This window comes from Caulobacter sp. BP25 (assembly GCF_002737755.1).
GTDB lineage: Bacteria > Pseudomonadota > Alphaproteobacteria > Caulobacterales > Caulobacteraceae > Caulobacter.
This window is the reverse complement of record NZ_PEGH01000018.1, coordinates 607946-619415: the sequence shown is the minus strand read 5'-3', so window position 1 is coordinate 619415 and position 11470 is coordinate 607946. Positions and strand designations below refer to the sequence as shown.

11 protein-coding genes are annotated in these 11470 nt (G+C 68.2%); 7 read left to right on the top strand and 4 right to left on the bottom strand.

Annotation, left to right across the window (positions count from 1 at the left end; all coding sequences use genetic code 11):
• Position 1 precedes the first annotated feature (1 nt).
• Positions 2-925: a flagellin gene (locus CSW59_RS16880; RefSeq protein WP_099445121.1), complete on the top strand. Its 924-nt coding sequence runs from the start codon at positions 2-4 to the stop codon at positions 923-925.
• Between the two features lie 44 nt (positions 926-969).
• Positions 970-2190, top strand: coding sequence for a tRNA 2-thiouridine(34) synthase MnmA (gene mnmA / locus CSW59_RS16875; RefSeq protein WP_099445287.1), 1221 nt, complete (start codon positions 970-972; stop codon positions 2188-2190).
• 16 nt (positions 2191-2206) lie between these two features.
• Here the strand turns inward: mnmA and arsH are convergent, their stop codons facing one another.
• Positions 2207-2938 (bottom strand): arsenical resistance protein ArsH, encoded by a 732-nt coding sequence (gene arsH, locus CSW59_RS16870; RefSeq protein WP_099445120.1) that lies wholly within the window; start codon positions 2936-2938, stop codon positions 2207-2209.
• A gap of 125 nt (positions 2939-3063) precedes the next feature.
• Between arsH and CSW59_RS16865 the strand changes: the two genes are divergently transcribed.
• Positions 3064-3573: an arsenate reductase ArsC gene (locus CSW59_RS16865; RefSeq protein ID WP_099445119.1), complete on the top strand. Its 510-nt coding sequence runs from the start codon at positions 3064-3066 to the stop codon at positions 3571-3573.
• 174 nt (positions 3574-3747) lie between these two features.
• Positions 3748-6171: a hypothetical protein gene (locus tag CSW59_RS16860; RefSeq protein WP_099445118.1), complete on the top strand. Its 2424-nt coding sequence runs from the start codon at positions 3748-3750 to the stop codon at positions 6169-6171.
• Positions 6172-6191: 20 nt separating this feature from the next.
• Here the strand turns inward: CSW59_RS16860 and CSW59_RS16855 are convergent, their stop codons facing one another.
• The gene (locus CSW59_RS16855) at positions 6192-6692 is read right to left on the bottom strand and encodes a helix-turn-helix domain-containing protein (RefSeq protein WP_099445117.1); all 501 of its coding nucleotides are present in this window, start codon (positions 6690-6692) and stop codon (positions 6192-6194) included.
• A gap of 231 nt (positions 6693-6923) precedes the next feature.
• Here CSW59_RS16855 and CSW59_RS16850 point away from each other — a divergent pair, with 231 nt between their 5' ends.
• Both CSW59_RS16850 and CSW59_RS16845 read left to right on the top strand, forming a co-directional pair.
• Positions 6924-8111 carry an acetyl-CoA C-acyltransferase gene (locus CSW59_RS16850; protein ID WP_099445116.1) on the top strand — a complete coding sequence of 396 codons (1188 nt, stop codon included), beginning with the start codon at positions 6924-6926 and terminating at the stop codon, positions 8109-8111.
• Positions 8112-8256: 145 nt separating this feature from the next.
• Positions 8257-8526, top strand: a complete 270-nt coding sequence (locus CSW59_RS16845; RefSeq protein WP_099445115.1) for a GNAT family N-acetyltransferase — start codon at positions 8257-8259, stop codon at positions 8524-8526.
• A gap of 5 nt (positions 8527-8531) precedes the next feature.
• Here the strand turns inward: CSW59_RS16845 and CSW59_RS16840 are convergent, their stop codons facing one another.
• Positions 8532-9371 (bottom strand): DUF2306 domain-containing protein, encoded by an 840-nt coding sequence (locus CSW59_RS16840; RefSeq protein WP_099445114.1) that lies wholly within the window; start codon positions 9369-9371, stop codon positions 8532-8534.
• 136 nt (positions 9372-9507) lie between these two features.
• Here CSW59_RS16840 and CSW59_RS16835 point away from each other — a divergent pair, with 136 nt between their 5' ends.
• Positions 9508-10491: an AraC family transcriptional regulator gene (locus tag CSW59_RS16835; protein WP_099445113.1), complete on the top strand. Its 984-nt coding sequence runs from the start codon at positions 9508-9510 to the stop codon at positions 10489-10491.
• 58 nt (positions 10492-10549) lie between these two features.
• Here the strand turns inward: CSW59_RS16835 and CSW59_RS16830 are convergent, their stop codons facing one another.
• Positions 10550-11449, bottom strand: coding sequence for an alpha/beta hydrolase (locus tag CSW59_RS16830; RefSeq protein ID WP_099445112.1), 900 nt, complete (start codon positions 11447-11449; stop codon positions 10550-10552).
• Positions 11450-11470 lie beyond the last annotated feature (21 nt).

Genomic DNA, 11470 nt, shown 5'->3' with positions numbered 1-11470 from the left:
CATGACCCGGGTCTCCACCGTCCAGAACTACAATGTCATGACGTCCAACCTGATGCGGGCCCAGATCCGCCAGAGCGAGGTTGGCAATCAGGTCTCGAGCCAGAAGATCGCCACCGACCTGAAGGGCTATTCGAGGAACGCCGAGGTGCTGACAGCCATGCGCAGCACCCAGACGCGGCTCGAAGGCCTGATCGAGCAGTCCAAGCTGATCAACAATCGGCTGGAGATGCAGAACACCGGCCTTGGCCAGGTCGCCGACTCCACCCAGTCGGCGCGGCAGGCCGTCGCCAACGCCCTGGCCTCCGGCAGCGCGACGACCTTGATGCAGCAGCTCGAGGCCAATTTCGGGGACGTCGTCCAGGGCCTGAACACCAAGTCCAACGGACTCTATGTGTTCTCGGGCGCGAAGACGGATACCGCCACGACCAGCGCGACCGGCATGAGCGACCTGACCCTGGCGCCGACCACCGCCTCGCTGTTCCACAACGACCAGTACATCGCCACCAACCGGGTCGACGAGCAGACCAGCGCCAAGACCGGCGTGCTGGGCGACGCCGTGGGCGTGCAGGTGTTCGAAGCCTTCAAGAAGATCCAGGCCTATGTCGACGCCAACGGGCCGTTCACCGGCAAGTTGACCGACGCCCAGGTGATCTTCCTGAATGACGCGATGGGCGACTTCGACAAGGCCTACAAGGGTGTCATCGACATCCAGGGCAAGAACGGCGTGACCCAGAAGCGCTTCGAGGGCGCGCAGACCGACCTTCAGAACCAGGCCGACCTGCTGACCAGCATGGTCGGCGAGATCGTCGACGTCGACATGGCCGACGCCGTGACCCGCTTGGAATCGGCCAAGCTGGCGGTCCAGGCCTCGGCCCAGGTGTTCAGCAGCCTGCAGCAGTCGTCGCTACTGAACATCCTGAAATAGGTCGAAACCTCGCAAAACGGGCCGTTCGCCGCTATATGGCGGCCATGACCGCCGATGCGCTGACCAAGACCGACACCGCCGACGCCGACAGCCTGATCGCGCGCGCCGTCGAACAGGCGCGCGCCGCCGTCGGCCTGCCGGAGGGAACCCGGATCGTCGCGGCCATGTCCGGCGGTGTGGACTCCACCGTCACCGCCGCCCTGCTCGCTCGCGCCGGCTATGACGTCGTGGGCGTCACCCTGCAGCTCTACGACCACGGCGCGGCGATCTCGCGCAAGGGCGCCTGCTGCGCCGGCCAGGACATCCTGGACGCCCGCATGGCCGCCGAGCGCATCGGCATCCCGCACTATGTGCTCGACTACGAAAGCCGCTTCCGCGAGCAAGTCATCGAAGACTTCGCCGACGCCTATCTGCGCGGCGAGACGCCGATCCCGTGCGTGCGCTGCAATCAGACGGTCAAGTTCCGCGACCTCCTGGACGTGGCCCGCGACCTGGGCGCGGAGGCCATGGCCACCGGCCACTATGTCCAGCGCGGCATGCCGGCGGGAACGAACCGCCCGCAGCTGCGCCGCGCCGCCGACCCGGCCAAGGACCAGAGCTATTTCCTGTTCGCCACCACGCGCGAGCAGCTGGACTTCCTACGCTTCCCGCTGGGCGGCATGGACAAGCCGACGGTGCGCGCCGTCGCGGCGGGCCTGGGGCTCTCGATCGCCGACAAGCCAGACAGCCAGGACATCTGCTTCGTGCCCGAGGGCAAGTACACGACGGTGATCGACCGCATCCGCCCGCAAGGCGCGGAAGCCGGCGACATCGTCCACCTGGACGGCCGGGTGCTGGGCCGCCACGAGGGCGTGACCCGCTATACGATCGGTCAGCGCCGGGGCCTCAATGTCGCCGTCGGCGATCCGCTGTTCGTGGTCCGCATCGACGCCGACAAGCGCCAGGTGATCGTCGGCCCGCGCGAGGCCCTGCTGACCGCCGCCCTGACTCTCAAGGAAACCAATTGGCTGGGCGGCCAGGACGATCTGGCGGCCGCCGCCGACCAGGGCCAACCGGTCCTGGCCCGCGTCCGCTCGACCCGCGAGCCGGTCGCTGGCCGCCTGACGCTGCTGGACGGCGAGGTGGCGGTGGCCTTCGACGGGTCCGAGGAAGGCGTCGCCCCCGGCCAAGCCTGCGTGCTCTACGACCCCGCCGATCCCGAACGCGTCCTGGGCGGCGGCTTCATCGCCCGCGCGGTGCGGGCGATGGACCTGACGGCGGGTTGAGCGGCGCGCAGACGCGCTATAGCGCCGTTTCGTGGTCCATGGCCCGCGCGGCCAGCGCCATGTGTTCGGGAATTCGCCCCTCGGCTTTCCGTTCGCTGTAGCGGTCGACCAGATAGTCGGCCCGGTCGCGGGTCAGCAGGGTGAACTTCACAAGCTCCTCCATCACATCGACCACCCGGTCGTAGTAGCCGGAGGGCTTCATGCGGTCGTTCTCGTCAAACTCCTTGAAGGCCATCGCCACGGACGACTGGTTGGGGATGGTGATCATCCGCATCCACCGGCCCAGAAGACGCAAGGTGTTGACGGCGTTGAACGACTGCGAGCCGCCGCTGACCTGCATGACCGCCAGGGTCTTGCCCTGGGTGGGACGGATGCTGCCGATCTCCAGCGGGATCCAGTCGATCTGCGCCTTCATGACCCCGGTGATCGCGCCGTGGCGCTCAGGGCTGCACCAGACCTGCCCCTCGGACCACTGAGACAACGCCCGAAGCTCCTGGACCTTGGGGTGATCCGGCCCCGTGGCGTCGGGCAGCGGCAGGTCTCGCGGATCGAAGACCCGGGTCTCGCACCCCAGCGCCTGAAGGATGCGCGCGGCCTCCTCGACCAAGAGCCGGCTGAACGAGCGCTCCCGCAGCGATCCATAGAGCAGCAAAATGCGCGGCGGATGGGTCGCGGGCGCCGATGGCTGGAGCCGCTCGGGGTCGATCGAGGCCAGGAACTTCGGGTCCAGGGCGGGGAACTCGGTCACGCACGTCTCCAAACTACGTCATCGAACTGTCTAATATTTCGATTATTGTGGAAATATGGAATAGAGGGCGATTGTCAAGACACGCCCGCCGCTGGCCGCAATGGCCAGACCGAAAGGGAAACCGCATGGCCGCCGACAGCAACCCCATGAACGTCCTCTTCCTCTGCACGCACAACTCCGTGCGCTCGATCATGGCCGAATGCATCATGAACCGGGTGGGAGCCGGCCGCTTCAAGGCCTATTCCGCCGGCTCCATGGCCAGCGGCCAGGTCAACCCGCACGCCATCAACCTGCTCAAGCATTTGAACTACAAGACCGACGACCTGCGCTCGAAGACCTGGGACGAATTCTCGGCGCGGGACAATCCCGATGCGCCCAAGCTCGATTTCGTCTTCACCGTCTGTGACAACGCCGCCGGCGAGGTCTGCCCGATCTGGCCGGGCCAGCCGATGACCGCGCACTGGGGCGTGCCCAATCCCGGCGAGGCCGCAGGGTCCGAGGCCGAGATCGCCCTGGCCTTCGCCGACGCCTATCGGCAACTGAACAACCGGATCACGCTCTTCTGCGCGCTGCCGATGAACGCGCTGGACCGACTGTCGCTCCAGCGCCGACTGGACGAGATCGGCAAGGCCTAGGGTCTGTCACTCACCGAACCGGACCTGACGGCGCGCTGAGGATCCGCTCCTCTTTCGGTTTATGGCCAAGCTTTGTCAGTCTCGACGCGAAAGCGTCACTATTCAGTCCAATCAATGTCAAGTTGAGATCGCCCCCTTGGGTTGTGGCGCCTTTTAGGCGCGGGGGGACTTCAGATGGATTGGGGCCTGACGATTCTGGGCGGCCTGGCGGCTGTCATGGCGCTGCAGAGCACGCCCGATGCTGATCCGTCGCCGGATGATCCCGCTGCTTGCGAAGAGGCCAGCCGGTCCAAGGACGAGCGCGGTAAGCGCAACTGCGTCCGCGATCCCAACACGGTCGACAGCCTGCTCGTCGAGGGCGCCCGGCGCGGCGACACCGACGGCCCGATCGAGCCCGAGCTGGAGCTGAACGAGGCCGACATCAGCGCCCTGGGCGTCAGCACCCTGGGCGAGCTGATGACGAAGATGGCCCCGCTTCTGAACGCCGCCCGGGCGCGAACCGACGGCCCACCGATATTCCTGGTCAACGGCATGCGGACCAAGGCCAATATCGCCGAGATGCCGACCGAGGCGATCCAGCGGTTCGCGCCCCTGCGCGAGGAGGAGGCCCTGCGCCACGGCGAACGCCCCGACCAGCTGGTCATCAATGTGATCCTCAAGAAGCGCTTCCAGTCCATCGCCCTGACCAACGAGGGGCGCTGGCTGACCGAGGGCGGGCGCGCCTCGACCGACCAGTTGGCGAGCCTGTTCCACGTGCAGGGCGAAGGCTTCACCCTGGCCAGCGCCCGCTATCATCGCGACTCGCCGCTGTTCGAGGACGAGCGCGACGTGGTTCGCACGCCGCAGGCCGGCGGCCCCGAGGCTGTGGCCGACACGGTGATCGGCGGGGACCTGACCGCGTCTCGCACCATCATGCCGCGCGGCGAACAGGCCAAGATCGAGGTCGCGCACAATCGCCCCCTGCGCGAGGGCGTCTCGGCGACCGTGGGCGGCGACCTGCAGATCAACAGCACGGTCAGCTACCGAGGCCTGCCGGGCGTCGCGCTGTCGGGTCCCGACGGCCTGGACGTCTATCGCTATGTCGACACGCCAGGCGCCTTTCGCGCCCTCAACGACACCCGCAGGATCGGGGCCGTCGCCGGCGTGACCGCGCGCAAGCAGGGTTGGACCTGGACGTTGGACGGCGACGCCGATCGCAGCGAAACCCAGTCCCGCACCGGCCGGGGCCTCGACACCTCGGCGCTACGCGCCGCGGTCGCGGCCGGCCAGGTCGATCCGACCGGACTAATCCCGGCGGACCTGATCCGCTATGCGCCGCGCGACACCGCCGACTCCGTGACGACCAGCGCCAAGCTGAACCTGACCGCCAGCGGGGCGATCGGTCGTCTGCCCGCCGGGCCGCTGCGGCTGACGGTGCGGGCCGGCGCAGATCATCGGCGGTTCGAGGCCGAAAGCGTCCGGTCCGGCGTCAGCCTGGAGCGGACCCTGGTCCGCGACCGCGCCACCGTCCGAACCAGCCTGGACGCGCCGCTGATCGACAAGGACGGCCCGCTGAGCTTTCTGGGCAAGGCGTCGCTGAACCTGAACGGCCAGTACGAGGACTTCTCGGATATCGGCGGCCTGGGCATGCTGGGCGGCGGTCTGAACTGGACGCCGGTCAAGGGCCTGAACCTCTCGGCCGACTACAGCTGGGAGGAAGGCGAGCCGACCCTGCAGCAGGTCAACGATCCCACCCAGGTAACGCCGAACACCCTGGCCTATGACTACGCCACGGGCCAGACGACATTCGTCACCCTGACCTCGGGCGGCAATCCGAACCTGCGGCCCGACAGCCGGCGCCTGCTGAAGCTGAGCGTGAACTACAAGCCCTTCGAGACCCACGAGCTGCGGCTGCAGACCAACTACACGGTCACGCGCATCGACGATCCGATCGCCAACTTCCCCGCCGCTTCGCCCGAACTGGAGGCAGCGTTTCCTAGCCGCTACACGCGCGACGCCCAGGGTCGGCTGACGGCGATCGACACGCGGCCGATCAATTTCGACCACGCCGACACCGCCGACCTGCGCACGAAAATCACCTATCGCCGCAGCTGGGGCGGGCCCAAGCGCGGCAGCGGGCCGAACCTGGTGTTCCTGACGTTGACCGATCGCTGGCGGCTGCGCGACGAGGTGACCATCCGGCCCGGCATGGCGGCGCTGGACAAGCTGAGCGGCGCGGCCCTGGGGCAGTTCAGCGGCTCGCCCCGCCACGAGATCAACGCCTCGGCCAATCTGAACGTACCAGGCTACAGCGTGGGCTTGGGCGCCTTCTGGCGCTCGCCGTCGCGGGTGGATGGCGGGGCGACCGGCCAGGACCTGAGGTTCTCGAGCCCGCCGTCCGTGAACCTGTTCGGCGTCGTCGACCTGGGCGCCAACAAGCGCCTGGCCAAGGAACGTCCCTGGCTGAAGGGAACCAGGCTGACGATGAACCTTGAGAACCTCTTCGACACGGGCATGAAGGTTCGCGACAGCCAGGGCCGCACGCCCGAGGCCTATCAGGCGGACCTTATGAAGGGCGGCGGCCGAGCGCTGCGGCTGGGCCTGCGCAAGGCGTTCTAGGCGCGGAGCCTCTCGGAGCCCTACTCCGCCGCCATGTTCGCCGCTTCCAGCGCCTCGCCGACGGTCAGGCTCTGGGCCTGGCGGGGCGCGCGCTCCAGGTCGCGGCGGTCGACGACCTCGCCGCAGGCCTCGCAGGCCAGCACGGGGTGGAAGGCGCAGCCGCAGGTCTTGTGGCGGAATAGCACCGGCGAGTTATCGCGGCCATAGACGTGGCGGTCGCCCCACTCGGCCATGGTCAGCAGAACGGGCGACAGGGCCAGGCCCTTCTCGGTCAGCCAGTATTCGTGGCGCGGCGGGCGTTCGGAATAGCGGCGGGTCTCCATGACGCCGTGACCGACCAGGCTTTTGAGCCGCGCGGCCAGAACGTTGCGGGCGACGCCCAGCCGCTCCTGCCACTGCTCGAAGCGCTTCACCCCCGCGAAGGCGTCGCGCAGGATCAGCAAGGTCCATGGATCGCCCACGACCTCGAGGGTGGCGGCGACCGAGCAGCGCTCGTTGGTGTAGTCAGCGGTACGGCCCATGACGCGAGGGTGCGGCGTTCCGCGAGGGAAAGCAAGAGCGTTGCGTTTGAAGATGAACTGTCATAGGTTTTTATTCGCAATTGACTCTCTCGGTTCATTTGCTGACTGGCGAGCGGCCTTGGCGTCCACCACCGCCGCTCGCCCCTTTCCCATCACGATCTCGCAAACCCCTTGCGCGAGATACGGCGATGAGGACCTATCTCGCCTCAAAAGCCTTGTAGGGAGAAATTCATGTCCGCCGCCGATCCCGTCGTCATCGTCTCATACGCCCGCACGCCGATGGGCGGCTTCCAGGGCGCGCTGGGCGGGGTGAAGGCGACCGAGTTGGGCGCGACCGCTGTGAAGGCCGCGATCGAACGCGCAGGCGTCTCTGGCGACAAGGTCGAGCAGATCATCATGGGCTGCGTGCTGCCGGCCGGGCTTGGCCAGGCGCCGGCCCGCCAGGCGGCGCTGGGCGCGGGGCTTCCCCTTTCGGTCGAGGCGACCACGGTCAACAAGATGTGCGGCAGCGGCATGCAGGCGGCGATCATGGCCCACGACGCCCTGGCCGCTGGCTCGGTCGACCTGGTGGTGGCCGGCGGCATGGAGAGCATGACGGGCGCGCCCTACCTGATGGCCAAGCATCGCGCCGGCGCCCGGATCGGCCACGACCAGATCTGGGACTCCATGTACCTGGACGGCCTAGAAGACGCCTACACCCCCGGCAAGCTGATGGGCGCCTTCGCCGAGGAGACCGCCGCCCAGTACCAGTTCACCCGCGAGGCGATGGACGCCTACGCGACCAAGGGCCTCTCCAAGGCCAAGACAGCCATCCAGACCGGCGCCTTCAAGGCCGAGATCACGCCCGTCAGCGTCGTCACCCGCAAGGGGACCGAGGTGGTCGACACGGACGAGCAGCCGCTGAAGGCCGATCCGGCCAAGATCCCGACCCTCAAGCCGGCCTTCGCCCGCGACGGCGGGATCACGGCGGCCAACAGCTCCTCGATCAGCGACGGCGCAGCGGCCCTGGTCATGACCCGGCAGAGCGTCGCCAAGGCGCTGGGCCTACCGATCATCGCCCGCGTCGCCGCCCACGCCGCCCACGCCCACGAGCCTGGCCTCTTCACCACCGCCCCGGTCCCGGCCATGAAGAAGGCGCTGAAGAAGGCCGGCTGGAGCATCGAGGACGTCGACCTGTTCGAGGTCAACGAGGCCTTCGCGGTCGTGGCCATGATCGCCCAGCAGGAGCTGGGCATCCCCGACGACAAGCTCAACGTCAACGGCGGCGCCTGCGCCCTGGGCCACCCGATCGGCGCCTCGGGCGCGCGCGTCCTCTGCACCCTGATCGCGGCTCTGCAGGCGCGCGGCGGCAAGAAGGGGCTGGCGAGCCTGTGCATCGGCGGCGGCGAGGCCACGGCGATGGCGGTGGAGCTGGTTTAAGGCAAACGAGATGCTCCCCCGCGATGCGGGGGAGCTGTCGCGGAGCGACTGAGGGGGCTAATGCTGCATGAGCGGCGCTGGCCCCCTCCGGCCCGCTGGGCCACCTCCCCCGCAACGCGGGGGAGGATCAAACGTTGGAAAGCCCATGACCGACACCTTCCGCCACAACCCCGAACTGTCCCGCTACGAGCTGGAAGTCGACGGCCTGGTGGCCTTCGCCGACTACCAGCGCGCGGGGCAGCGGCTGGTGATCCCGCACGTCGAGGCCGACCCGGCCCTGCGCGGCCAGGGCGCCGCCGGCCGCCTGATGACAAAGGTCGCCGAGGTCGCCCGCGCCGATGGCATGCGGATCACCCCGATCTGCTCCTACGCGGCGGCTTGGCTGAAACGGAACGATCCGGACCTGATCGGCTAGAGCCGTCACAGCATGTAGGGCCCCCACAAGAAGGCGACCGCCCCGGCCACGCCCATCGCCGTGAGGACCGTCGACACCGTCAGCAGGACGGCGACGGCGCGCTTCAGGCGCGGGCTCGCCCCGGCTTGTGCGCGGAGATAGGCCTCCAGCACGACCAGAGGCAAAACATAGGCGCAGAGCTGCAGCGCGATGTCCGCCGGCCCCGAGAGTTTGCGGTCCATGCCCCAGCCTCGAGTCAGCGGCGCCCAGACCATCAGCGCCACCCGCAGGAACCAGACGCCGTTGACCGCCAGATAGGCCCGCAGCGCCCAGCGCCGGTGCGCGTCCAGCCGCCGCGCCGCCGCCATTCGCCAGGCCTGGGCGGCGAACAGCAGGATCAGGACACCGTTCAGCGACACCAGGATCGCCGAGGCTAGAGACAGATAGGTCGGCCGCCCCCAGGTCAGCCAAAGTCCGCCCAGCGCCATGGCGAACGCCGTGACAAAAAACACCCGTCCGGTCCAGCGATGCAGCGCCGGCGCCTTGGCTCGGATCGCGGGAACCAGCTGCATCAGCCCGCCGAGAGTCACAACGACCGCCAACAGGACGTGAACGGCGAACAGAGCGTTGCCCAGGCCGTCGCCCGCGACATAGCCCTTGATGATCGGCTTGTCGTTCCAGCCCGCCAGATCGCCGGCCAGGGTCTTGCGGCCGTAGTGGGCGATGATCATCCAGATGAAGGCCGCCTGACCGATCGCGGCAACACAGAACCAGGCCTTGGCCGCGCGCCGCAGCATCTGGTCGGCGGCCAGCCCGGGCGGGACCCGGCTCGGGGTCGCAGGGTTTGGACTATCCATCGTCGTCATGCGCACATCGCTCCTCTGCGGACTTGCCGTTGGCTTGGCGCGTGAGCGAAATCCGACAAATGGTCTCGCCGATTTGGAAATCGGCTATGGATTGTTCCAAGAAGCGTCAGGGCCAGCACCCGAGGAGCAGCCGCGTATGCGCGTTGAGGTCCAGACAGCGATGGGGCGCCCCGGCCGCCGCTGGCCCGAGACCTACCTCTATGGCGGACTGTTCGCGGCGGCGATCACCGCGTTCTGCCTCGCGCGCCTGCTGGGGCAGCGACTAGGTCCCGCCTCCGACCTCATGGCGATCGCGGGTGACGCCACCTGCGGCTGGTCATGGCTCCTGGTCCGCGCACTGTTCCAGCCGCCCCGATCACAGCGCGCCGTTTGGCCGCTGATCCTGGTCCTGACCCTCGTTGCGATCGGCGCGGCCCTGAGGGCGTCGGTCGATCTGGCGACGCCGTTGTCGCGGATGGCCCTCAACCTGGGCGGACTGATCAGTTCGGCCATGCTGGTGATGGCCACTCTGGAGCCCTTGAAGGGTCTGTCACCCCGCACCCCGCGCTCCGAGCGGCGTTTTCGCCTCGCCTTCACCACAGGCTACGGTGCGTTGCTGGTCGTGGCCGTGCTCTGGGCGAACGGCGCGCCGCCGGCTCCCTGGACTCCCGCGATAAAGCCGGTCTGCGCGCTAGCGGCGCTGGTCGGCATGGGCGCGGCCATCGCCTATCGCCGCCGCCACCCGCTGGAGCCGGCCCGCGCCGCGCGCCAAGCCCCTCTTCCCGCCAACGCCGAGGACCTGGCCCAGGCGATCCGGCGACTGATGGCCGACGAGGCGCTCTACGCCCAGCCCAACCTGCGCGTGGCCGACCTCGCGCGCCGGCTGGGCGAGCCCGAGTACAAGATCACCCAGTGCGTGACCGGACCGCTGGGCTTTCCCAACTTCAGCCAGATGACCAACTACTTCCGGATCGAGGAGGCCAAGCGACGGCTGAGCGACCCCGCGTGCGACCACCTGCCGATCCTGACCCTGTCCTACGACTGCGGCTTCGGCTCGATCGGCCCGTTCAACCGCGCCTTCAAGGCCCAGACGGGCATGACGCCCCAGGCCTTACGCAAGGGCCATCGTCGGACGGCCTAGTCCGGCGGCGGCTTGGCTGAAGCGAAACGACCCGGACCTGATTGGCTAGAGCCCGATCTCAGGGCTTCGCCGGCAGGACAGCCCGCAGCGCGCGCGTGAAGCCCACGGGGGCGACGGTCAGGTGATCCTCGTCCTCGAGCGCGATCGACTGAACGCGCAGCCCCGGATACCCCCGCGACCGAAGGTTTCGCTCCATGGCCCGCATATCCCCCACCAGGTCGGTTTCCCGATTGTTGCGCGGGTGGGTCCCCGGGGTCTCGTAGCCGCCGACATACATGAACACGTCGGCCGGCAGGTCGCGGTGCGTGCGCGCGTAGTCGGCTTCCATCCGCATCATGCGTCCATCGTCGAACCAGAAGGACGGACTGCCCAGGATGTAGGTGTGGAACAGGCCAGGCTCGGTGAAGAGAATCTGGGCGCCCAGCAGGCCGCCGTAGGAATGGCCCAGGATCGCCTGCCGCTTGGGATCGGTCCGGAAGCGCGCGTCGATGAACGGCAGCGCCTGGGTCTTCAGATAGGTCTGATAGGCCGGCCCGCCGCCATAGCCCGTCTTGCCGCTGGAGGTGGGGGTGTAGTCTCGGTTGCGGCTAACCTTGCCATTGTCGCCTCGCGAATAGGATAGGCCGACCAGGATGAAATCCTCGATCACCGGACCGTCCAGGTTCATCCGCCGCGTCAGCTGACGAATGACGGGAAAGGCATAGTCGGCGTCCGTGACATAGAGCACCGGATAGCGCCGTTGCGGCTGGCTCTCATAGTTGGGGGGAAGGGCGACAAAGACCTCGTACTGACGCCCGGAGACCGGATCGGGCACGGTCCAGACCTGCGTGTCCTTCAGCGCATAGGGCGCGCCTTCGGTCGAGGCTTGGGGCTTGGCCGGCTCGGCGTCGGAACGCGCCGAACATCCGGAGACGACGACCGCGACCGCCAGACCCAAAGCCACGCCAAACGCTCTCATGCCCGCTCCGCAAGCCGCTTA

Excerpts from the sequence above, each read along its gene's own strand:
- CSW59_RS16880 (WP_099445121.1), top strand. The coding sequence starts at position 2 with ATGACCCGGGTCTCCACCGTCCAGAACTACAATGTCATGACGTCCAAC.
- mnmA (WP_099445287.1), top strand. The coding sequence starts at position 970 with ATGACCGCCGATGCGCTGACCAAGACCGACACCGCCGACGCCGACAGC.
- CSW59_RS16865 (WP_099445119.1), top strand. The coding sequence starts at position 3,064 with ATGGCCGCCGACAGCAACCCCATGAACGTCCTCTTCCTCTGCACGCAC.
- CSW59_RS16860 (WP_099445118.1), top strand. The coding sequence starts at position 3,748 with ATGGATTGGGGCCTGACGATTCTGGGCGGCCTGGCGGCTGTCATGGCG.
- CSW59_RS16855 (WP_099445117.1), bottom strand. The coding sequence starts at position 6,692 with ATGGGCCGTACCGCTGACTACACCAACGAGCGCTGCTCGGTCGCCGCC.
- CSW59_RS16850 (WP_099445116.1), top strand. The coding sequence starts at position 6,924 with ATGTCCGCCGCCGATCCCGTCGTCATCGTCTCATACGCCCGCACGCCG.
- CSW59_RS16845 (WP_099445115.1), top strand. The coding sequence starts at position 8,257 with ATGACCGACACCTTCCGCCACAACCCCGAACTGTCCCGCTACGAGCTG.
- CSW59_RS16840 (WP_099445114.1), bottom strand. The coding sequence starts at position 9,371 with ATGACGACGATGGATAGTCCAAACCCTGCGACCCCGAGCCGGGTCCCG.
- CSW59_RS16835 (WP_099445113.1), top strand. The coding sequence starts at position 9,508 with ATGCGCGTTGAGGTCCAGACAGCGATGGGGCGCCCCGGCCGCCGCTGG.
- CSW59_RS16830 (WP_099445112.1), bottom strand. The coding sequence starts at position 11,449 with ATGAGAGCGTTTGGCGTGGCTTTGGGTCTGGCGGTCGCGGTCGTCGTC.